At 39.9% G+C, this 21,268-nt stretch carries 32 protein-coding genes; 25 read left to right on the forward strand and 7 right to left on the reverse strand.

Annotated features, from left to right (window positions below):
* The first annotated feature begins 14 nt into the window (after window positions 1-14).
* The 9 genes from MTBPR1_RS16285 (at window position 15) to MTBPR1_RS18035 (ending at window position 7,169) form a co-directional block, all read left to right on the forward strand.
* Entirely contained in the window at window positions 15-632 is a 618-nt protein-coding gene (locus MTBPR1_RS16285) for a hypothetical protein (protein WP_069190089.1), read from the forward strand.
* Complete coding sequence (locus tag MTBPR1_RS16290; protein WP_069190090.1) at window positions 632-1,117, forward strand: hypothetical protein; 486 nt, start codon at window positions 632-634, stop codon at window positions 1,115-1,117. The genes MTBPR1_RS16285 and MTBPR1_RS16290 overlap by 1 nt, the downstream gene beginning before the upstream one ends.
* An 11-nt stretch (window positions 1,118-1,128) precedes the next feature.
* A complete protein-coding gene (locus MTBPR1_RS16295; RefSeq protein WP_069190091.1) occupies window positions 1,129-3,999 on the forward strand; it encodes a LamG domain-containing protein in 2,871 nt (956 codons plus the stop codon).
* Between the two features lies 1 nt (window position 4,000).
* The gene (locus MTBPR1_RS16300; protein ID WP_069190092.1) at window positions 4,001-4,399 is read left to right on the forward strand and encodes a hypothetical protein; all 399 of its coding nucleotides are present in this window, start codon (window positions 4,001-4,003) and stop codon (window positions 4,397-4,399) included.
* Entirely contained in the window at window positions 4,399-4,890 is a 492-nt protein-coding gene (locus MTBPR1_RS16305; protein ID WP_069190093.1) for a hypothetical protein, read from the forward strand. Before MTBPR1_RS16300 ends, MTBPR1_RS16305 begins: the two co-directional genes overlap by 1 nt.
* Window positions 4,887-5,447 (forward strand): transglycosylase SLT domain-containing protein, encoded by a 561-nt coding sequence (locus tag MTBPR1_RS16310; RefSeq protein ID WP_069190094.1) that lies wholly within the window; start codon window positions 4,887-4,889, stop codon window positions 5,445-5,447. Before MTBPR1_RS16305 ends, MTBPR1_RS16310 begins: the two co-directional genes overlap by 4 nt.
* 20 nt (window positions 5,448-5,467) lie before the next feature.
* The gene (locus MTBPR1_RS16315; RefSeq protein WP_069190095.1) at window positions 5,468-6,418 is read left to right on the forward strand and encodes a response regulator; all 951 of its coding nucleotides are present in this window, start codon (window positions 5,468-5,470) and stop codon (window positions 6,416-6,418) included.
* Window positions 6,419-6,539: 121 nt separating this feature from the next.
* Entirely contained in the window at window positions 6,540-6,935 is a 396-nt protein-coding gene (locus tag MTBPR1_RS16320) for a hypothetical protein (protein ID WP_126465319.1), read from the forward strand.
* Window positions 6,936-6,962: 27 nt separating this feature from the next.
* Window positions 6,963-7,169 (forward strand): hypothetical protein, encoded by a 207-nt coding sequence (locus MTBPR1_RS18035; RefSeq protein ID WP_126465321.1) that lies wholly within the window; start codon window positions 6,963-6,965, stop codon window positions 7,167-7,169.
* 256 nt (window positions 7,170-7,425) lie between these two features.
* Here MTBPR1_RS18035 and MTBPR1_RS16325 read toward each other — a convergent pair whose 3' ends face one another.
* Window positions 7,426-8,406, reverse strand: coding sequence for a tyrosine-type recombinase/integrase (locus MTBPR1_RS16325; RefSeq protein ID WP_069190097.1), 981 nt, complete (start codon window positions 8,404-8,406; stop codon window positions 7,426-7,428).
* Between the two features lie 125 nt (window positions 8,407-8,531).
* Window positions 8,532-8,762 (reverse strand): hypothetical protein, encoded by a 231-nt coding sequence (locus MTBPR1_RS16330; RefSeq protein ID WP_069190098.1) that lies wholly within the window; start codon window positions 8,760-8,762, stop codon window positions 8,532-8,534.
* Window positions 8,763-8,857: 95 nt separating this feature from the next.
* Here MTBPR1_RS16330 and MTBPR1_RS16335 point away from each other — a divergent pair, with 95 nt between their 5' ends.
* From MTBPR1_RS16335 to MTBPR1_RS16375, 10 genes are all read left to right on the forward strand, one after another.
* Window positions 8,858-9,106: a hypothetical protein gene (locus MTBPR1_RS16335; RefSeq protein WP_069190099.1), complete on the forward strand. Its 249-nt coding sequence runs from the start codon at window positions 8,858-8,860 to the stop codon at window positions 9,104-9,106.
* Window positions 9,107-9,110: 4 nt separating this feature from the next.
* A complete protein-coding gene (locus MTBPR1_RS16340) occupies window positions 9,111-9,317 on the forward strand; it encodes a hypothetical protein (RefSeq protein WP_069190100.1) in 207 nt (68 codons plus the stop codon).
* A complete protein-coding gene (locus MTBPR1_RS16345) occupies window positions 9,317-9,595 on the forward strand; it encodes a hypothetical protein (protein WP_069190101.1) in 279 nt (92 codons plus the stop codon). The genes MTBPR1_RS16340 and MTBPR1_RS16345 overlap by 1 nt, the downstream gene beginning before the upstream one ends.
* An 8-nt stretch (window positions 9,596-9,603) precedes the next feature.
* Window positions 9,604-9,765 carry a hypothetical protein gene (locus MTBPR1_RS18190; protein ID WP_165602692.1) on the forward strand — a complete coding sequence of 54 codons (162 nt, stop codon included), beginning with the start codon at window positions 9,604-9,606 and terminating at the stop codon, window positions 9,763-9,765.
* 62 nt (window positions 9,766-9,827) lie between these two features.
* The gene (locus MTBPR1_RS16350; RefSeq protein ID WP_069190102.1) at window positions 9,828-10,181 is read left to right on the forward strand and encodes a hypothetical protein; all 354 of its coding nucleotides are present in this window, start codon (window positions 9,828-9,830) and stop codon (window positions 10,179-10,181) included.
* 29 nt (window positions 10,182-10,210) lie between these two features.
* A complete protein-coding gene (locus MTBPR1_RS16355; RefSeq protein WP_069190103.1) occupies window positions 10,211-10,645 on the forward strand; it encodes a hypothetical protein in 435 nt (144 codons plus the stop codon).
* 19 nt (window positions 10,646-10,664) lie between these two features.
* Window positions 10,665-11,024 carry a hypothetical protein gene (locus tag MTBPR1_RS16360; RefSeq protein ID WP_069190104.1) on the forward strand — a complete coding sequence of 120 codons (360 nt, stop codon included), beginning with the start codon at window positions 10,665-10,667 and terminating at the stop codon, window positions 11,022-11,024.
* A gap of 65 nt (window positions 11,025-11,089) precedes the next feature.
* Window positions 11,090-11,560, forward strand: coding sequence for a hypothetical protein (locus MTBPR1_RS16365; protein WP_069190105.1), 471 nt, complete (start codon window positions 11,090-11,092; stop codon window positions 11,558-11,560).
* A 121-nt stretch (window positions 11,561-11,681) separates the two neighbouring features.
* On the forward strand, window positions 11,682-11,921 hold the full coding sequence (locus MTBPR1_RS16370) for a hypothetical protein (protein WP_165602693.1): 240 nt from the start codon (window positions 11,682-11,684) through the stop codon (window positions 11,919-11,921).
* 37 nt (window positions 11,922-11,958) lie between these two features.
* A complete protein-coding gene (locus MTBPR1_RS16375; protein WP_069190107.1) occupies window positions 11,959-12,507 on the forward strand; it encodes a hypothetical protein in 549 nt (182 codons plus the stop codon).
* Between the two features lie 26 nt (window positions 12,508-12,533).
* Here the strand turns inward: MTBPR1_RS16375 and MTBPR1_RS16380 are convergent, their stop codons facing one another.
* Window positions 12,534-12,761, reverse strand: coding sequence for a helix-turn-helix domain-containing protein (locus MTBPR1_RS16380; protein ID WP_069190108.1), 228 nt, complete (start codon window positions 12,759-12,761; stop codon window positions 12,534-12,536).
* A gap of 118 nt (window positions 12,762-12,879) precedes the next feature.
* Here MTBPR1_RS16380 and MTBPR1_RS16385 point away from each other — a divergent pair, with 118 nt between their 5' ends.
* From MTBPR1_RS16385 to MTBPR1_RS16395, 3 genes are all read left to right on the forward strand, one after another.
* A complete protein-coding gene (locus MTBPR1_RS16385; protein ID WP_069190109.1) occupies window positions 12,880-13,182 on the forward strand; it encodes a hypothetical protein in 303 nt (100 codons plus the stop codon).
* Between the two features lie 41 nt (window positions 13,183-13,223).
* Window positions 13,224-13,457, forward strand: a complete 234-nt coding sequence (locus MTBPR1_RS16390) for a hypothetical protein (RefSeq protein WP_069190110.1) — start codon at window positions 13,224-13,226, stop codon at window positions 13,455-13,457.
* A gap of 94 nt (window positions 13,458-13,551) precedes the next feature.
* The gene (locus tag MTBPR1_RS16395; protein WP_069190111.1) at window positions 13,552-14,115 is read left to right on the forward strand and encodes a hypothetical protein; all 564 of its coding nucleotides are present in this window, start codon (window positions 13,552-13,554) and stop codon (window positions 14,113-14,115) included.
* A 76-nt stretch (window positions 14,116-14,191) separates the two neighbouring features.
* On the opposite strand, the gene MTBPR1_RS16400 is transcribed toward MTBPR1_RS16395, so the two are convergent.
* The 4 genes from MTBPR1_RS16400 to MTBPR1_RS16415 form a co-directional block, all read right to left on the reverse strand.
* A complete protein-coding gene (locus MTBPR1_RS16400; RefSeq protein WP_069190112.1) occupies window positions 14,192-15,679 on the reverse strand; it encodes a recombinase family protein in 1,488 nt (495 codons plus the stop codon).
* Window positions 15,680-15,770: 91 nt separating this feature from the next.
* Window positions 15,771-16,241 carry a hypothetical protein gene (locus MTBPR1_RS16405; RefSeq protein WP_069190113.1) on the reverse strand — a complete coding sequence of 157 codons (471 nt, stop codon included), beginning with the start codon at window positions 16,239-16,241 and terminating at the stop codon, window positions 15,771-15,773.
* Between the two features lie 158 nt (window positions 16,242-16,399).
* Window positions 16,400-16,822, reverse strand: a complete 423-nt coding sequence (locus tag MTBPR1_RS16410; protein ID WP_069190114.1) for a hypothetical protein — start codon at window positions 16,820-16,822, stop codon at window positions 16,400-16,402.
* 2 nt (window positions 16,823-16,824) lie between these two features.
* Window positions 16,825-17,517, reverse strand: coding sequence for a ParA family protein (locus MTBPR1_RS16415; protein WP_069190115.1), 693 nt, complete (start codon window positions 17,515-17,517; stop codon window positions 16,825-16,827).
* A 416-nt stretch (window positions 17,518-17,933) separates the two neighbouring features.
* Between MTBPR1_RS16415 and MTBPR1_RS16420 the strand changes: the two genes are divergently transcribed.
* The 3 genes from MTBPR1_RS16420 to MTBPR1_RS16430 all read left to right on the forward strand — a co-directional run bounded on the left by MTBPR1_RS16420 (window position 17,934) and on the right by MTBPR1_RS16430 (window position 21,198).
* Window positions 17,934-18,275: a hypothetical protein gene (locus MTBPR1_RS16420; protein WP_069190116.1), complete on the forward strand. Its 342-nt coding sequence runs from the start codon at window positions 17,934-17,936 to the stop codon at window positions 18,273-18,275.
* 72 nt (window positions 18,276-18,347) lie between these two features.
* Window positions 18,348-18,581 carry a hypothetical protein gene (locus tag MTBPR1_RS16425; protein WP_069190117.1) on the forward strand — a complete coding sequence of 78 codons (234 nt, stop codon included), beginning with the start codon at window positions 18,348-18,350 and terminating at the stop codon, window positions 18,579-18,581.
* Window positions 18,582-19,158: 577 nt separating this feature from the next.
* Window positions 19,159-21,198, forward strand: a complete 2,040-nt coding sequence (locus MTBPR1_RS16430) for a DNA methyltransferase family protein (protein WP_069190118.1) — start codon at window positions 19,159-19,161, stop codon at window positions 21,196-21,198.
* The last annotated feature ends 70 nt before the right edge of the window (window positions 21,199-21,268 follow it).

The following is a 21,268-nucleotide window of genomic DNA, read 5'->3' on the forward strand; positions in this document are numbered from 1 at the left end:
TTAGGAAATAGATAATGAAAAAAATGCTCATTGGCCTTTTGCTGGTCTTAACCATTGCAGCCGGTATTCAGTTTACGCTTAATAAATATACTGCATCGGGTAAAAAAGATGCCTCAGCCACAAATAAAGCAACCCAAGCCGTGGCCCTCAAAATCTTGTTTGATAACTATGCGGGGGTGTATGACAAAATTACCCTGCAATATGCTTCTGAAGAAGTGACGCTAGATAAAACGGTAAATACAGGCTTTTATCATGCAGATAGTGAGATTATTGATGAGGCGGTGCCAAATGTCTGGACAACCAAAGATGATCAAAAGATCATTATTAAATATAATGTGATAATCAAGGGTTTGGGTGATGATGCAAAGGCTGAAAAAGTCGCTGTTCTGCCAAACACCTCACTTGCTTTATGTCAGGCCTATAATAAAGAAATCATTGAAGCCGATGCCGATGCCACACCACCAACAGGAGTGGGCGCGATTGCTGATTGGGAGTCTGGTGCAACCTCTTCTGATATTACCGCAGGTACGGCCATTGATGCATCAAGCTCCACAACCATGGAGAATAAACTTTCTCAATGTATCAAAGTTGGGACAAGCTATGTGACTTATATGGTGTTGGAATATAGCTAATGGGAAAAGCTTTCATTGCTCTCTTAGTTGCCCTTTCTGTTTACTCAGGCTTAGTATTCAAACTAAGCGGGATTGGGGGCAATACGAAAGCTGTCACGGCCATGACTGAGGGTGCGGAAATCAAAGGCCGCGCCCTCCTTTTAACAAACCAAATTCAACATTGCGCCAGCCTCTATCAAGGCGATAACGCCACAAGCTATCACCCCATGTATCCAGCAGCCGTGGATAAAACAGCTTTAACCGATTTAACCTGCCCCGGCGCACCAGATACGTTTCAGCTTTGGGGGCATAGACCAACGGGTCTATCCGGCTTTAAGCCCTGGTCTTATGAAAATGATGAACTCGGTATTCGTCTTTACCTTGAAGCTGAAAAAGACACCACAAGAACACAAAGAATTTTAAGAGACGCACAATTGTTTCTGGGTGAACAAGCTCAAGTGAATGATGCGATTTTAACCGTCTGGCTCCTTAAAGAAAACAGTTAGAGTTCCCCCTTATGAAAAAGTTAATCCTCCTTTTTCTCGCAAGCCTGATCATTACAGGTAATGTCTCCAACATCAGTAGTGATGTTGTTCGACAGCTCTATAATAACTTTAAAACAAGCCAACAGTTTGAAACTGAAACCCATGTTCAGTCCGTTATTCAGGTTCTAGCCCAGAGCCTAAGTGATAGCGATAGTGACAACACTCTTGAAGCACCAGCCTTTATAGAGGCAAACCATGCCCCAACAGGGGGCGGCGCACTGCCTGAGACGATCTTAGGCATTAAGAAAGATGGCTGGAACCGCAGTCTTGGTTATTGTGTTTATGATCATGGCACAACAAATAGCTCAACAGGCCGCATAGACGGCCAAACAACGCCCGATCCCGGTGGAATTTCCTTTGCAGTGGTCTCATCTGGGGCCAATCGCACTTTTGACAGTACATGTGCAGACCTTGCATTAGGCAGCGCCGTTGGTGACGATAGAGCTGACTTTATGCCCTTGGGTGTGTCCGATGCAGCCTTTATTCTGGCTTCAGGTGGCGGAACGCCCACAACAAGTGGTTCAGGGACAGATACTGGTTCAGATGAAGGGGATGGCGGTACAACTGTTCCCGGTGGCGGCGTTACTCTTCCCGGTAGCTCGACCTATAGCGTCGCAGGCGCTGCTTTGTTCGATGGGTCTACGGGGTATTTATCTTGGGTGCCTTCAACTGCGGGAAGCCGCAAAGTATTTACAATTTCTGCATGGGTAAGAAAGGGGCAAGGTACTCAACAGGTAATTGCAAATGCAAATAATGCTGGATTGACGAGCTATTTATTTGTTCGTTTTCAAGATACAGGTGTCATCCGTATTAAAGAGTTATCTGGCGGTACAACAGAAATGTACCTTCAGACCAATGCCCTTTACCGTGATAATGCATGGTATCATGTTGTTTTTGAAGTCGATACCACACAAACCACGGCGTCTGAACGTCAAAAGTTATATGTAAATGGTGAACGTGTTACGTCATTCTCTACTGAGGATGCCTACAGTCTTAACTTTCAGTCACAATGGAATAATACAGAGACCCACAATATTGGGCGTTATACGTCTGGTATAAAATACCTAAATGGTTATGTCGCTGAATTCCAAAACGGGTTTGGGACAGTAACAGACTTTGGCGAATTCACCAGTTCGACGGGAGCTTGGGACCCTATTACCTATTCTGCTGATTTTGGCTCCAACGGGTTTCATTTAGATTTTGCCGATTCAACTGATCTTGGAAAAGACGTTTCAGGTAATGCAAACCATTGGAGTGTTCATGGTGGGGTGACGCCAGTAGGAAACTCCCCCACTGATAGTGCAGCAACCTTTAATCCTTTGGATATCGGTAACACAAGCGCAGTGTTCTCAAACGGCAACCGTACTGTGGATAGCACGACATCGGGCCAAGGCATTACCCCTGCAACCCTAGCAATTAATGATATTGATCAGGTTCATTTTGAGTTTGAGGTGGATGCAAGTACCAGCAATATTCAATTGCTCTTTATGGACCCATCCGATAACGGGACTAGAAACGGTGTGTCACTACAAAGTGCAGGTAATATCGCAAATTATGTTAATGGCTCGTTAGGGTCAACATACGGTAGTTGGTCTGTGGGGGATCGTTTCACTTTTGAGGTGGATACGTCTGCAAAGACTTTCACAATCGACCAAAACGGCACTGAAATCGTATCGGAAACATACACGACTACAGCGCAATTGTTCCCCGCAATTCGTGATGGTTCGGGTTCCAATCGTGGGGTTGTTACAGCAAATTTCTCAGAAAATGAATTTGTAGATACACCTGACACAGGTTTCAAAGCCCTCACAACAGCAAACCTAAGCCTCCCGACCAGTAAGCTTTCTGACCACTTCGTCCAAGGCACCTATAAAGGTAACGGTACCTCTCAAACCATCCTCTTTGGCGATGGAGTGGATTGGGGAGATGATGATTCTTTAATTATTGTCAAAAACCTAACCGCAGCACGCAGTTGGAAAATTGTTGATAGTCTCCGTGGAAACGGAGAAACACTTGATTTCAGTGGAACGACAGAAGAAAAATACAAAAGTAATTCAATAACAAACCTAACTGGTACAGGGTTTGACTTAAGTACTGAGAATAATACAAACGCGGCTAATGAAAACTTTGTCTATTACGCCTTAAAAGCGGGTTCATCTAGCTCACGTGTTACAGGTACAACAAATCACGGGAAAGCTTATACCGTAAGTGCCAATCCTGAATTTGGCTTTTCCACAGTAACCTATAAAGGTTCAGGCTCTGCGGGGCATGAAGTTCCCCATGGACTTTCCCAAGACGTTGGGATGTCTATAGTTAAGTCACGGATTGCTGGGGGATGGTACATTTACCATCATGAACTTGGTGCAACTAAGTTCATCTCTTTTGATGAATATTACGCTTTTACGAGTTCAGGGCCTTGGAACAATACTGAGCCATCAGAAACAATATTCACTCTTGGTAAGGGCTCCTCAACAAACAGTAATAATGTAGATTTTATTGCCTATGTCTTCGCCAAAGATAGCCCATATATAAAAACCTATGAGATGATCGCAAATGGAACATCTAATAATGTTTTTGTTCCTTTGCAGGGTGCATCTGTCTGGAATTTACATAAAAACTCATTGATTAAAGATTGGTGGAGTTTATACGACCGGGCAAGAAACCCAAGTAATCCAGTAACCGGATGGCTTGCTCCTAATGATCCATCTGCTGGCGGTTATCTTAGCTCTGATAAAGGTAAGGATTTCCATCATAACGGCATTAAAGAACATAATACCTCAACAAATGGCACATACATTGGCCTCGCCATCGTAGACCCTCACCAAATTGGCAGAGGGCAATAAAATGAGACAGTGCCAAATCGCGCCATATTACACTGAAGCCTTTGAGGATTTCGATGAAGCGTTGCAAGAATTAAGCGCTCTAGATGGAAAACTGTCTGCGCGCCAACGAAAGCGCCTGCATGAGGAGATTCTACACAAGGGGCTCAAACATCTCTTAGAAGTAAATAATTCCCCCATGGGGAAAACAACTGAAGAACTCAAATGTAAAGAAATTGTCAGAAAAGAAGGCAATGTTTTTGGTGCAGTTCTTAATGAATATATGAATTGCAATTCAGTATTTGAACAGCAGGAACTTATTCTAACTTGGATTAGAGATCGTCTCTTGCCACTGGAAAACCGCTGTTTCTCATGTGAAGGCTATCAAGAAAGAGAAAACCTTACAAAGAGGGGTGGTGAATAATGATTGAAACCCTCTATACGGCACTCCTCTTGGCAGTGGGGGCCGCTGACGTAAATTCTGTAAACAATCAAATGGCGGCACAATCACTTGAAACAACTCGTTATCAGGCAACGAGCTTTTGGGCTAATGCCAATCGAAATAAACTTCTTACATTGGTGTCTGACCTTGATGCAGATAGCACAAAAGAGCTGCCAGCAGTCAAAGAAGGTCAATCTGTTATAAATGGAGGGCTCTTGCCCGACACATATGGCCTCGTGCTTACAGACCGTTTTAAACGACTGTTTGGCTATTGCTCTTATGACCATGGCACAATGAAAACATCTTCAGGATATTATCAAGGAATAGATACGCCAAATGATGAGACCGTCATTGGAGTTGTTATTTCTTCAGGAGCAGATGGTTTGTTTCAATCTGACTGTAAAGACTTGCTCAGCAGGGAAGCTCAAAATGATGACTTGGCCATCTATATTACACAGGGGCAAATTCCATGAAAATAAAGCAAAAAAAGACAGCAAAAACCATAATAGCTCTTAGTTTTATTATCTCTTTTTGGTCCGTTTCACAAACGGCTTCAGCCAATGAGTGTTTAAGGGAGATAAAACAAATAAAAAACCCGATGTTGCAAAAACTATTGCTGGCGATTGGTAAGCAAGAAAGTCGTTTTTCTCCCTATGTCGTTAGATTAGGGAAGGAGTCCCATTGGGCAAAATCAAAAGCAGAGGCAAAAAGACTTGTTGAAAGCTTCACAGGTAAACTCTCTGACGTGGATGTGGGATGTATGCAAATCAATTTACACTATCATAAAGAGGCGATCAGCCTAGACGATATGCTCACTCCGGCAAAGAATGTTCGTTTTGCTTTAAGCCTACTTGCACGAAACTATAAAGAATATGGCAATTGGACACATGCCATTGCCCATTACAATGCAGGAAATTGTGAAAAACAAGCACAATATGTTTGCGCCATAGGTAAGAAACTAGCTCATCTCTATGGCCTGCCAGATAAAGAATGCCCTGCTTATAACAAACCTAAAAGCTGTACTCGTTAAACCTTAATTGGACATATAAAATGCGATCCGTCGATCTTGCAAAGGTTAGGGTTATTATTGCCGACCCAGACCCGAAATCACTAATACTTACTCGAAAAACACTGTTACAAGCAGGTTTTAAAGATATTATTCAGGGGAGTGATCTTGCGTTTATTACTCAGGCTTTCTCTTCAAAAATGCCTGAACTCTTAATTTCAGAAATTACTCTGCCTGATGGTGAACTAAGTGGTTTTGTGAGGAAAATCAGACATAAAAAAGTCGGCGATAATCCTTTCCTTGTCATTGCTGGCTTGAGCCAAACACCAACACCTGAATTAGTCACCAGAATTACAGAAGCAGGCGCAGATGACTTACTGGCAAAACCTATAGCCGTTGAAAAACTTCATGCCCGACTTATTCGATTGATAGAGGAGAGAAAACCTTTCACGATCAATGGGAATTATATTGGCCCAATAAGAAAACCAAGAAATTCATTTGAAGCAATGGCAGACCGAAAACAAGTTCCAAATAGTCTGCGTATGAAGGCTGTTGACGGCTTAACCTCAGATGAAGCAGATGATATTATTCAGTCAGCTATGCATGAGGTAAATGCTTCCATGGTAAAGAGCCATGCAAAGGAAATTGAACTTCATATCAAATGGCTTAAAACTATAGAAAATTCATCTGCATTGGATGAAAAGACAAAAAAGTGCGTTAAGAAACTTGTTTCTATTGTTGAAGATACAAACAGAAGATTAGACGGATCAAACTATGAGCATATTGGTGAATTATGCATGGCATTATGGGGTATTCTCTGTCAGATCGATGAATCTGGACAGTTTGAAAAATGGAATCTCCCAATCATTGAACAAATAAATGAAGCAATCAAAATGGGAATTAGCACTAGTCCAAATTTAGCAACAATCCGACTTATAACGAATGTGGTTCATGAGAAAATCAACTCACTTAAAGAGCAGTATTCGAGCTTGTAGGTATGGGAGAGCAAAATAAGGTATCCATCCTATCTTTTTTTGGAAATAATTAAATTTATTCTTTTCCAAAAATGTATTTATGTTATATTTAGAATACAGATGAACAAGATGGGTAAGTCTAGTGGGTAGGCAAAAAATAGAACGGTTAATGAATAAGGGGGAATTTATAAAGATTGCCCAATTCTTAACAGGCGAAAAGGAAAAATGGTTAGATCAAATGCATGTTCTGACCCAAATCTCTAAACCTCATTTGGTTTCTTATGGCAAAGGAGAAAGAGATATTCCAAATGTACATGCTCTATTTTTGCGGCATATGTACTATTTGTTAAAAGTGTATCCTGACCTATATGTTGATTTAAATGTTTTAATGCGCAAGCCAGTTACATGTGATGAGACTTTGCCAAACTATAAAGATATTTCACAAAAAACTGCGTTGTTGGGTAAAATTAAATCACTAGAACAGCAGCTTAGAAAAATTCATCGTTTAAGTGATATTGATAAGTCGAATGATGATTAAAGTCTCCTAAGATCGAAGGTAAGTAAGATGAGCAGTTCAAATGGTTTCTCAATTTATTTTTGGGCGAACGTAATTATGATTTCTGTAGTGATATTTATGGCTACTCGTAGTTTTACAAAGATGGCAGACATGCAAGAATTACAATCAAGGTATAATGTTTCAATGACTACTTATGCTTGCCCAATCGAAGAGTACGGCATTAAGAAAGCTTGTTTACCACCAAGTTCTAAGTAAGCCGTAATCATATATTCGACAATTCGACACCCGAACAATAAGGAAAAACTTCTAATGAATACGTCAATATTTCTTTTGCTTTTCTCAGTTATCCCATTGAATGTGGGGGCTCATCTGGATAATCAGCAAGTCTTACCAATGCCAACAATGCAAGCATGTGAAGCTCTTTTGAAAGAGGCAAAGACTATCGATATGAATGGGCGGTGTGTTGATATTTCAAAGGCTGAGTGAAGTACTTATGAAGTAAGCTGAAATCTTAGAACCCTATCAAGTTTGCTGGATTATCTGCAAAAAGTTCGCTGTCCTCGATGTAGGGCAGGAGAGATTGAACGGATTTATGGCGCGTGTGTTGTTTCAGTCTCGCCAGTGGCACATTCGCCTGTGATGCAGCCGTAGCAAGACCACGGCGCAAGCTATGACCACCATATATAGCCGAATCAATCCCAATCAGTTCAACACCACGTTTCACCACCTGAGAAACCGTTTCTTTATAAATTGGTTCATTCTTCCAAATTTCTTGTCCTAAAGGCGGTTTCATAGGAAGGAATAACGGCCCTTCGGTTGCTTTTGTGAAGGCTAGCCATTTGCGAAGGTTCTGTATGGGACAAATCATGGCATTTTGGCCCATAGGAATGCCGACACGCTGCACTTCTCCTTTTCTGGCACCTTTGGCATCCCAAAGATTTAGAATGGCACCGTCATTCATAAAAACAACATCCTGTACTTTCAGGTTCGCTACTTCGGATCGACGGAGTGCGCCAGCAAAGCCCATCGTTAAAATAGCCCTGTTGCGCCACCATATAGGTTTATCCGGTGCGGCTTGGCAGATAGAAGCCAGATCAATAATCGTCAGGTTCTTTTTCGATTTGCTCTTTGTTTTGAGAGAACGTCGAATACCGTCTAATTGTTTTTTGACTTTGATATGCCGTGTTTGGGCTGTTTCTTCTTCTAGATCGTGGAATTTAGAAATAGCGCAAACCGTTCTTTCAATTGTAGGCCAGCTATATTCCTCTTTAACCAACCAAGATAAGAAGGCTTGGATTGTTTTTAGTTCGGCAGGGAGAGGGGAGGCATCAACCTTTTTGCACCATGCCTTGAATTGCTTCCAAGAGTGATTGTAGGTTTTCCATGTCTCTGAAGAGTACGCTTGATCTTCAAGTTCTTGTGTTAAAGAATGAAGCTGATCTATATCGAAATCCGCAATCTTCTCTACATCTGAATGTCGTCGCTTGACCAAAAATATCTCCTTACTTGATGTAACAGATATCTACAGTGTAGAGGCTATTTAGTATGCCGACCACGTTTAAGATTAGCAATGTAAAGCCCCCTATATAGTTCTAGGAGCTATGGAGGGCGTAGAGGTTATTTTGTCGGCAGGGCTTGAAAAAGATAGTCTTCTAGCCTGTTTTCCTCTTTCAGCATTTCAAGAGCCAGCACAAGACTTTCCAGATCATGCGTAACCTTCATACCTTCACCACCGTTCAATTGACGGGAAATAGTATGGCGTTGCTTGCCAAGTAGTTCTGCAATCTTCTTTTGATTAAGCCCAAGGGCTTTTATGCGGTCTTTCATATCCATGTTTTCTATATACATGAAAAAAAATGTACCGTCACGGTATTTTTATCTTGTTTTATGTGTACCGTCACGGTACTATAAAGAGGATCAAACACAAACGAAGGCGAGATGTGATGTTTAAATTAGTACGCGAAACAAGTGACGGTATTCTTGAACGTGGCACAGTTGAAATGTCTGTCTATATGCCTTCGGAATTGTCTGAAAAATTCCATGCAGCATTTGATAATTATTGGGGTGATTTTAACTCTGGTTGTGCTGATGACTCATACGGTACTTACACAACTGAATTTATGATTGAACCGCCAGAGATCAAATCTTTTCGTAGAGCTTGGAAAGAATTTAAACAGTCAGTTAAAGGCTAAAGATATGCAATTTAATACTTTTAAGATTTGGTCTACTGAAGATCAGTTTAGCGAGTTTGTTATGACAGCAGATCATTGCATTGATAGTGACGGGTCGTGGTCTGATGATTGGTGCGTAGCGCAGATGGATAGTCGCTTTCCTCATAAAAAATGGGACCGTGGGAATATTTCATGGGACTGTATCGACACATGGGAAGAGGATGACGAATAATGATTGAGCAAGACGAACGTAAATCACAATTCCTATCAAGTTTTCATGATTACTTGCCACACTATCTTAATCAGGTAGAAGAAAGTCGCAAACGCGCTTGTGAAGAAGATGATCCAGACTATGAGCCTGAAATTGATTATACAGTAGAGACAATCGAAGGCTTGCAAGGTAAGATTACAAAAGTAAATAAAGATAAATCCATTTGGATGCTTACAGACAAATATAATAGAAAAATAAAAATCCCATTTAGACAATATTGCATCATTAGCACATGGTAGGAAAAGAAATGTCAGCAGATCAAACGGTATATGAAAAAGAAGACGGCATTCATGCTCAATTTTCTTTTGATGAACAATCCAAATCCATTCCCTTAGATATTATTGATTTGGATGAATTGATTGAGGCGGCACAAAAAGCAAAAGAGCTTATCTGTGCGAATGCTCATTAACTAGCTCAGTAAGCTTCACTAATGGAACCAGATGTAAGCAGAACGCAGGATAGGAAAGAGATATGAGACAACATTTACCACATATCCATTGTTCATCGAAAACAGAACCGCCGACAGGCTGGACGGTATTTCTTCGCTCTGATTATGGGCTGGAAGTCGTAGAAGTCGATTACGATCCAAAATCGCCGGATGATCAAAAGTCCATTGTAAATGACCTAGACGTTCTTATTAGCTGCAAGATTGATAGCATTTCAATCTACATGGTTTATAAAAACCGTCATGCTGATCATATCAGATCAATCGTTAAAACGTTGAATGAAGACGACGATATAGAACAGCTAATCAAGGCACTCGAACAACAAGTGACTTGTCAGCATGATTTCTTTTTTGCGTGTGACCCACGCGATTATATGTAAGCTTCACAAATAGATAAGGAATAGGAAAAATGAAAAAGATTATCCTTACAGCACTTGCAGCTGCCGCGATCCACGTGACCTGTGCGCAAGCTGGAGAGATTAAAGCTATCCCTCATTCAGATTTATATGCTGATCCATGTGATATACGTATCGTCGAAGAACGTATTGTTTATACAAATGATTATCATGTTCCTGAACCGCAGAATGGTAAAGGCGTAGATAACTTTACATATGCCATTGATCTTTATATGGCAGGCCGAGATAAGCCTTTCACTGTGTTTGATGGATATACAGAAAATGGCGCGCAGGAAGCGATTAAAAATATTGTCAATTTCCGTAATTCGGCAGAATGCAGACCTTTACTTGTTTCTGTTAAAGATGAACGTTTAGAGCAACGAGTTAAGCAGCAATATTTGATTAATGAAGCGATTAAAAAGGCATGGAAAGAGAATAAGGGGAAATAAATTTAACAGGATTAAAACAATGAAAAAACTATTCCTCTTTTCTGCCTTGCTCGTCGGGATCGGCGCGACCAGTGTTCAAGCTGAAACACTCAAAGCCGCAAAACAACGTTGTGCATTACAAGGTGGTGTGGCTGTAGAAACGGAAAGCAGAAGCGGTGAATTTGATTGTGTTGTTGCCAGCTACAAAACATTTCCGACATTCAACTATTCAAGAGAATGGTCAAAAGAAACTACTGCTCAAGATCATGTTGTAGAACTTGAACGCCGGATTGTGTCGTTAGAACAACATGTGATCAAATTGACGGAAGCCTTAAAGGTTGTTGCTGAAATGGCAAGCTCGGCTCAATTGTCACAAGTGAAACCGATGAAAGCCAAATAAGTCTTTCGTAAGCATTTAACTAGTTCAGTAAGCTTCACTAATGGAAGGAACGAAAGGGGGAGGCGATGACAATCAAAGTAGGAGACACATTGTATAATGTTTTTGTTTGGCTCGGTGACGATCCCAACGATCCTATGTTTAAAGAAGGTGAAGAAGACGAAGATTTTATGAAGCCTTCAACAGAATTGGAAACCTATCAGGTTCGCTCAATTCGTCGGCCTAACACCAAAAGAGAATATTGGTCAACTCAAGAAGAACGAGATAGCCGCCCACAAATGGTTACAGCATTTCAAGTTAATCAGTGGACTCAAAATAGAAAAGGCAAATGGCTTAAAAACATTGATGAGTTTTATCGTAAGCAATGGAAGGTAACAGAAGACATTCCATTCTCACGAACAAAAGCCGGAGCCTATCGCAAGGCCATTTCTCAAACTAAAAAAGCTTCTGAGTTTGATCCAAAAAAGCCAGTGCATAAACGATTACTGGCGGGACTAAAAGCTAGATACACTAAGGTTAAAAACGCAAAGTCTAATTAAGACTTTTGTAAGCTTCACAAATAGATGGGCGATAAATGGTCTACTTTAAATGATGTAGTCCACCCAATTCGAAAACACTAGGAAATGCAAAGGAAAGCAGATGGGCGACAAAAAGAAATTTATGGTGCATGTGTCCGCAAAAATGTCTGATGGCGGTATTGTCGTTGTCGAAGCTGAAAGCGAAGAAGACGCAAAGCACATTGTAGAAGCGGCTGGCCCGTCCGGTTTGGACAATGGAGAACTGGAAGTCTATTCAGGCTTTGACGATCCCCAAGTGTCCAGTATCGAAATTGGCAATGTGCTGTCTTTGAGAACCAACCCAGATGTAATGCTGCATGGTGGCACTCGCAAGGCCAAGTAAGATTTCAGTAAGCTTCACAAATAGAAGGTAAAAAGATATGAACAAATACAGTCTCTTTGAGAAAACTCAATTTGCGACGATCGGGATCGGTGCAATCATTGGTGTGTTGCTGGTGTTTTTGAACCACACATCACTTTTGGATAAAGCATTAGGTGATTTTGAAGGCAAACTAGATCACTTGTTCAATATTTCTTTTATCTTTTTTACAGGGTTATCTATCGGTGGCGTGTTGAAAGAACGTCAGATTACAGAAGTTGAACAGACAAACAGTAATGTTGAGCGCAACGGCATGGCTTCAAATGTTGTTATTCCAACACTCTTTAATAGCGATATTGTCAGCCTAATACACAATGATATGCGTCAAATCCAAGGTGAAGCAGCAGAGGCCGCAGAAGATGCAGATAGCATCGTAGACAGATATAAAAAAGCTGATTACTTATGGGAATATGCAAGCCGCGCACTGGATCATGACGATCTAACCAAAGAAGAATTTAGCAAGCTTGAACATATCTCAGGAATATTAAAGGACTTTGTAATGGAAGCACGAAGCCAAGGTCTTTTAGAAGGTCCAACGAGTTCTAGGTAAGCTTCACTAATGGATAAAAGGGGCCGTTACGCCCCTTCTTTTTTGTCTGCAAGAAGGGTATTTACTGTCTTGCCGTAAAGGTCTGGATCAACACTCTTTAACGCCTCACCAAAAGCCACCAGTGATATAATATCTTGTGTGATGGTCGCGTTCTTCTTGCCATTCAAACGGTTGTTTATTGTAACCCTGTTATGGCCTAACAAATCTGCAAGGTCTTGCTGATTAAGCCCAAGGGATTTTATGCGAGTTTTCATATCCATAGGTTTTTATACTGTAAAATATTTGTAGTGTCACGCTACTTTTTGCATTGACTTAAAATGTAGTCTCATGCTACATTATTATCAAGATAGGAACTCAACAGGATACGTCACAATGTTCAATATTTCCAAAACAACTTACAATATGGCTCGTAAACGAGGTTTTATTATTGAGCTTGATACATGGCCTTCCGCTTTTGGTGAAGATCATGAAGACGTGCTGTCTCTTACTTTTCATGAACTGGATGAAGATGGTCATCCTGATTACGATAATTTCTTTGCCTCCTATCGGGTTGAGGAGCAAGGCTTGTTTTGGAAAGGACAGATTTACGGAAACGGTGAAGAGTTTCCACATTGGATCGCAAGTGAAGAAGCTTTGCGCCATGTAATTAAACATGCAATGTCTACAATTCAATAAAGGTTTTCAAAATCAAACGGAACGGATCACACAAAACCGATATGAAAATAGCCTTCAACGTTCACGCCGTTGATTTGGGTATCTGTACACTGTCTGGCAAGGGCGATACGGGCGATGTAAAGGCCGCTTTGCAAGCTGCGCAAATTGCAGCAACATTTAAAAAACGCTACACAGATTTATTGAAGCGTATTGATGACGCAAGCGGGGCGGGTATAATGACAGCCGAAGAACATCAAGAGGCTATGGAATGGCTGGGCGAAGCTGGAGGGAATTAAATGTCAGCTTTTAATTTACACCCATTAAAGCGAAACAGTTTACAGTCGTCGTATATTGAACGTTTCGTAAGCATAATGTGAAAAGGAATTGCAGTTGTCTTATGTAGAAGAATTTAAGAGCGCAGTATCTAGAAGTAACGAGAATGGAATTGACGTTACATTCCCATTGATTAAGAGAAAGCCATATCTCGATAAGAAGACACTCAATAAGTATAGTCGATTTTTCAGTCAAAAATTCACAGATATCGGATATGAAGCATTTAAAGGTCAATGTTTGGCTATTTCCCAAGCGACGCATGAGTATCTAGAAGAAAAGGTAAAAATACCTTCAATATTGACGTTTGGTTACGTTGTATTAGATGATGATGACTATTTCAAGCAGGATGAAAACTTCTATTCAGCTTTAGTACGAAACCCTAGCCGTAAACAAAGTGAAAATATTCACGCTTGGGTAACCCTGACAAGTGGTGAGATTATTGATCCAACCTTTGCAACATCTTATGCGTATGCTCATGGTATTGAAGAAATGAAGGGTAGCGTTGTTAGCGGCTATGCCGACAAGTTAAATAAGGGCATGTCATATCATCCAATGATTGTAGGTTCTGATTTTTTGATCAAAGCTGGATTCATACGAATAGGTCGCTTTGCTCTTACTTGAAATGAAAAAAGGCTAAGAATCAGCGTTTCTCCGGCTTTTTTCATTTCGGTGTATTAGTTACAAAATACTGGTGATTTCATGGATTACTTAATTCAGATATTGACCACTTTAAAATGGCTTCATAATTAGGATTAACGAAAATATTTTGAAATTCATCAACTCTAATTTCAGTTATTAGTGAAGCGAAGTCTTTTTGGAACTCAATGTCTTTATATAAAAGGGCTCCACGTTTTAAATAGTCTTCTAATGGCCTAGTTGCTCTTCCAGCTGGAGTTAATGTTTTTTCTGATCTAGATTTTATTACAGCAAGCCGATGTTCATATTCTGCAATTTTCTTTTTTATTGAGGGGGTAAGTGTTCCTTTAGCAACGAATTCGTAGAGGTTTGAAAGTTGCACTTTATATTTATTTTGCTCAACCGTGATTTCTTGTTTTTGGTCTGAGATGAACTTTTGAACTTTATACAAATTATGATGTCGATTATTTTTCAAGGCTTTTCTTAATTGAATGCTGATTTCTTCCATTAGTTTTTCTAGTGAAATAGATTTCTTATTTTTGCAGTTTTTGTGTTTGGTATGCTGAATGCAGAAATATCTTTCTTTCTTTTGTAGATTTAGAGAGCTACCACAACATTTACAAAATAACTTTTGGGTTAATGGGTTTGTTGTTCTTGTTCTGTTGCCTTTGGTTACTAATAGTCGATCTTGTCTCAATCTTACTTTTTTTTCAGTTTCTGGATCGATAATTCTTAAAGATGGCATATCTTTAAAAACCCATTCTTCACGCGGGTTTAGTTTCTTCAGTCTTTTTCCTGTAATTGGGTCTCTTATGTGCCTTTCTTTGTTAAAGACAATCTGTCCCACATACATAGGATTATTAAGAATACCAATTAATTTTTGCCTGTTTCCTAGTAGCGTATTAATTTTCCAGAGTTTACCAGATGGGCTGGGAATGCCATCTTTGTTTAACGTCTCAACGATCTCAGAAAGTAGCAGCCCTTCAGAATATTCTTTATAAATACGTTTGATAACTTCTGATTGATCTGGGTTGATTTCACGAAGGCCTCGAATTGGTTCACCTTTTTCATCATATTTTTTGCAAACATTGTAGCCATAACAAATACCAGAAGCCACTTTACCTCTTTTTACGGCTGCGACTTGGCCACGTTTTGTTTTTTTTGCCACATCGTCCGTGTAGGCTTCAGAAAGATATGCTTTTATGGTTAAGCCAGGCTTGTTAAGGCGGCCATCTTGAACTGTATGTAGCTCGACGTCGTTAAATTTTAATAATTTAAAGAAAAAAAGTATGTCTGATTGATCACGGCTTATACGATCAAGGGCTTCGCATAGTAATATTACCCCAGGACGTGCTTGGATCACCTCAAGGACTTTCTCAATGCCCTGTCTTTTCATTGTTTTACCAGTTATAGCATCGTCAGAGAAAGCTTGAGCAACATAGCCCCCCTGTCGTTCTACATATTCAGTGCATAATTGAATTTGGTCTTCGCAAGACTTTGGATTTTGGAGATCAGAGCTATATCTTGCATAAATAATGAATGTTTTCATAAGTGGAATTTAAATTCTGAATATTTCTCAACTTCAAAGTAATATACAGACAAAAAAACTTTAAACAATCACCCTCAAGCGTCTGGCAATATTATTCGGTAATTAGGTCTTCAAAACGTTCAATTTCATTTACAAAATCTTTCTTCGTTTCGTTAAACCAAGAAAGGCAGTGTATAGTTGATTTGTAATCATCTTTTTCTAAACTATCTAATAATGCAGCGCTAAATTTCTGAATATATATGAGGGATTTGGCAAGCTCTGGATTTGAGATTGCTGTTTTAGGGAAGTGTGCCAAAGATAAGTCGCGAAATTTCACAAAATCTTCTGTTTTATTTAAGCTCCCTATGAATTCACCTTTATCAAGCAGACTGGTAAAAACACGATGAATTTTCTTGGCTTGTGAAACAGCTTCAGACAAATTCTTAACGTTAGTCGTGTAATTTTTTATGATAAGTAAGAAACCTGTATCAAGTTCTCCAATGCCTCCGATATACTCACCGTCTGCAAAAATATGAAACAATTCGTCGCTTATGGGTTTAATAGTATATTTTATCTTACTCATACTTTTTGTTTATCCATTACCAACTGTACTGAAAATCAAGCATCCACAATTTCATTAATATTTTGAAGAGTTTGATTAGTCGCACTAGTGCGATTATCTAGGCTAGGTACACTAACTCGCTGTGAAAGGTTGACAATAAGGGGGAGTATTTAACTATCTTAATTATCTATAATATCTTTAATAGTTAAGTTAGCTGCATTATCTCTATTAACTTTATTAGGGCGGATATCTGGTAAATATTTTTCAGGTATCGGTATTCCGTAATCGGCTAGTGCCAATAGCAAAACATCTTTTTTGCCAATATCAACCAGATCACCATCAGTTTGTTTTAGGTTTTTTGAAAAAGTGTCAAAAACCGTTCTAACAGGTTCTGGAATTCCGCTAAAATTCAATTGAACTTTCTTGTCTTTGAATTTTGGCTTAGGCCCTGGCTTCTTTTTGGGTAGGTCTTGATCCAGATTGCGTTCGCCACTTAATGAAGGTTTGTGATTAACGCTTTGATCAACTTTTTTGTGAAGTTCTTCTTGTGCTAGAACTTCAGCATCATTTAAATTGAAATCTTGAACGCTTCTGCGAGCCATTGTTACCTCTTTTTCTTATCGTAATAATCCAGAGCATTTGCGATCTGCAAGGAGGCCAAAACATCTTTTGCGGCTGAACGGGCGTTTCCTTCGAGGAAACCTCCAAAGCTGATAAAATCCTCAAATAGTGTTCGATGTAGCATTTTTCCATCAAGGACAGTGATATCCTTTGCTTTAGCCTTTTGGATAATCAGCTGACTTGAAATTTTTGCCATTTTTGTATTGGGTTTGAAGTCTGAGAAGACGATATAAGTAGGAACTTTGAAATTGTCTTCCCCAATGTGGGCTGCTTTAAGAGCAGCTTGTGTTTCAATCGTTTCAAGAATATGTACCAACCCTTTTGCATCAGGTTTTGCCGCCTTTACAGGGACAAGTATTAAGTCTGAAAGCTGAATGGAATGGTCGGTTGCTTTTGAATCGATACCAGCAGTATCGATAAGAACAATATCGTATTCTTTTTTGTAAGCGAGAATGAGTTTGGGAAGTGCGCGTTCATCTGTCTCAATCTCATAATCAATTTCGATGCCTTGCTTGTTGCAGGCCTCAACGAAATCGGCAAGAGGCGTGAGAGGGTCTGTATCAATCGCAGCAACTTTAGCACCATCTTCATGCATCAATGTAGCGATTGAAGCTAAAACCGTGGTTTTGCCAGATCCGCCTTTTTTTTGGACGACTGAGAGAACTTGTCCTGTCATAAAAAATCTCCTTACTGGGATATCTATATTAATTCAACTATCTGAATTATGCCAGATAATATGGATATGTCAATTAATTATACTAGTTTAGTTATTATAATTATCTATAATAATATTATTATGTGAAATATGGCTGATATCTTAGTTAATTATAATAGCAGTGTTCCGGCCACGCCCTAAACGGGCGCGAAGTTATTTGCGCCCCTATGGGGCTTTGGCCCTTCGCCCGAATACTCAATCCCAAGCCCTACGGGTTAAAAGGGGCTCGTGTCCTCGGCTACGCCTGCGGGCCGCGCAATCGCCCCTTTTAAGGGTTGATTATTCTCCTCCGCTTTTTGTCTGCAAGTAAGAAGTCGAAACGGGCATCAGCTCATTGACTTAATTTTAAAATACATCAAATTGCAAAGGACTAAATCATGTCACAGTCATACAAATACACAGGCCACTCTGAAGCGAAATTTAACTTTGAAGGTCGTCTTGTTTCTATTAACGAGAAAGAAGGTAAAACCTATATCTCCATTGGAACGACCAAGCATTATCAAGATGCAAATGAAGAATGGCAAGAAAGAGATATGATCCATTTCACACAGACATATTCTCCAGTCATCATTGATAAAGTCAAGAAGTGGAACCCCGGCGATATTATCAAATTGAAAGGTGATGTTGAATCTTGGCAATCTGGTGAAGGCGATACATTTGAATGTGGTTCAAATCATATCGTCAAAACAGCAAAGCGCATCGCCATTAAGCAAGTTTAATTTGAAATTGGAGAGGGTATTTGAACTCTCTCCATTTTCTGCTATATTATACCTATAAGGAGTTACACTAATATGTCTGGTACTAAAACAGCGTCAAATGCAGAACTAATTGCCAAAATAGATGAACTTGAATCCTTTGTTGGGGCCGAAGTTCGTGAAATGCGCAATATGGTTACTGAAATGATGCAAACAGTAGGCTTTGTTTCTGGTCGTGTTGAAGAACAATCAAAAAGAATAGATGATTTAAGGCGTCATGTTCCAACTGTTGTTGGAGTGCACCCTAAAGGGGCTGAACCAGCGGAGTAAGGTTAAATAAATGGAGTAACAAGGCACTGGCTTTAAAGTCGGTGCCTTTTTTGTTGCGCGAATCTGTATGGCGTTAGACGTTGGGCGAGTGTGTGGCAAATTCGGTTAGGTCGCTTCGCGAACTAATCATATTCCGAATTTGCCACACACTCGCTAGACGCGCCTTTTTAGCTGTGGGCATTGAGGCGCGTCTATGACCTATGGATATGTGGACAATCGCAAGCGAACGGCGATTTTACCCACCGCCGCAAGCGTCCGTGGATAAAAACACCTTTGACCACATAGCCACAGGCCACAACAACCTAGTTCCGTAGCACCGCTTTGCGGCGCAAGTTGTCTATTTGTCTGGGAACTGACATTAAAACTCCTGCTTAAGCTAATGAATAATTATCGTTTAGCCAATGGGGTTAGGCCCTTCGCCCAAAAATTCAACCCCAAGCCCTTCGGGTCAAAAGGGGCTCGTGTCCTCGGCTACGCCTGCGGGCCGCGCAATCGCCCCTTTTGAGGGTTGAATTTTTTCCTCCGCTTTTTGTCTTCAGGTGAAGAAAGCGAAACACACAATAGCGGAGTATCTAAAATGAAAACCTCAAATGTAATCAACTTTCCCACCAAAATTGAAACATTAACTTTAGGTTTGCCAGTCGTTTCAACACATGGCCACAAAGAAGGCTATATTGTTGATGTAAGAGAGCTAAAAAATAAAACTTGCATGCTCATTGGTTCTGGCATGAAACCAGAAAAGCATGAATATCAAGTTGCTTGGTGCGATGATAAAAAACAGCCGCATTCGTTAGATTGGTATCTTGAAAGCCTAACTCTCGAATTCGCAGAAAATGCAGTTAATCAAAATCTTTTTATGTCTTTAACAGAATTGGAGATTGCTTTTTATCAAACAGGTGCAGCGGCCGCAACAGCAGATAGAAGAAGAAAGCAAGAGCATGAACAAAATCTAAAGGCTGTTGAACGTGCGTCTTTCTTGCTCGATGCTGAAGACAAATTTAAAGAAGCAACAAAACAATTAGGGCAAGAGCCTAAATCTATAATTGTTGCGGAACTCATTCAAAATAAGAGTGATTTACAATCTGATTATTGGGGGCATAGCACCCTTAAAACTATCATTTTAGGTTTTTCAAAATCAAAGCGCCAAAATTTCAATGAAATGCGCAAAATGGCAATTAATGCCAAAGAAACAAAGCACCTTGTGGAAATGGGAAAGGATGCAGAACACCGTGACGCAGGTCATTATTGTAATGGTTTTTATCTGAAGGATGGTCACGAACACGCCAGTGGATGGCAGATCGTCAAGAATGAACTTTATAGTGGTGTAGAAAGTATTCCATCTGGTGAATGGTGTTTATCTCCTTTTGAAATTTCAACAAAGATAGAAAAGGAAATCGCAAAGCAAACTGAAAATTCAACATTTGAAATTGAAGAACACACGCACACTAAAAAAGGCTTTCAAATGTTTATTGCTGTGCCTCAATTTGAAGCTGAAAGAGAAACCTTTGTAGATTGGCGTGAAAAGGCGAGAGCTTTAGGCGGTTGGTATTCAAAGAAATGGGGAAAGACACCACGAGGTTTTGCATTCAAATCAATAGAAGCAGCAAAAGAGTTTGTTTCTTTGTTTGATCAAGGCACAGATCCAGACGGACCAAACACACCACAGCCTAAAAAGAAAAATGAAACAGTTAAGAAATCACCTTCTAATAAGTTTCGTGAACTAGCCGACAATATGCAAAAACAGATTGACGACAAATTATGTTCAAACCGTTTAGCAAATACTCCAAAGCGTCAAAAAGAAGCTGGATATGCTCGGATCGACGGGAACCATTTAAAACGTACACAACAAGCTTTGCGCATTCTTGCAAACCTTCATGATGAAAATAAAGTTCCTGAAGAATTAAAAAACCTAAAAAGTAAAAAGGCAATTCATGAGCTTACACAAAGCAAATTAGACACTTCAAATTGTGGTTACTATGACACGGCAATTGATACAAACAAACCTTATCATGATACAGCACAGTCGAAAATTTTGTGGAGCTTGCTTGAAGGTCCAAGCGAAGAAGAACAAAAAGCGGAAGCATTGAGACGAGATATTGAAAGTCTCGCATTCTCAAAAATTCCGGGATATTTCCCAACGCCCAAAAGCACAATCAAAAATAAAATGTTGCCATATGCACAAATTGAAAAAGGTATGCGTTGTTTAGAACCTCAAGCTGGAAGCGGTTATATTGCCGATGAGTTAGGCGAGGGCGTTGATTGTTGCGAAGTAAATCACAGCTTACGTGAGATTTTAAAAAAGAAAGGTCATTTCTTAATCGGTGATGATTTCTTGAATTTAGAACCAACACCACTTTATGACCGCATTGTGATGAACCCACCATTTGAAAATGGTCAAGATATTGATCACGTACAACATGCATTTCAATTTTTAAAACCGGGTGGTCGATTGGTAGCGATTACTAGCCAAGGGGCATTCTTCCACAGCACAAAAAAAGCAAAAGCGTTTCAAGAATGGATAAATAACGTTGTTGAACATATGGAAGATTTACCCGCCAGAGAATTTAAAGAAAGCGGAACTAATGTTTCATCAAAATTAATTGTTTTGATGAAATAGAAGGGCGCGAAATTATGAATATATATAATTTTCTAAAAAATGCCTTTGGGCTTTCGTTCTTTCTTTTCTC

The organism is Candidatus Terasakiella magnetica, from assembly GCF_900093605.1.
Lineage (GTDB): Bacteria > Pseudomonadota > Alphaproteobacteria > Rhodospirillales > Terasakiellaceae > Terasakiella > Terasakiella magnetica.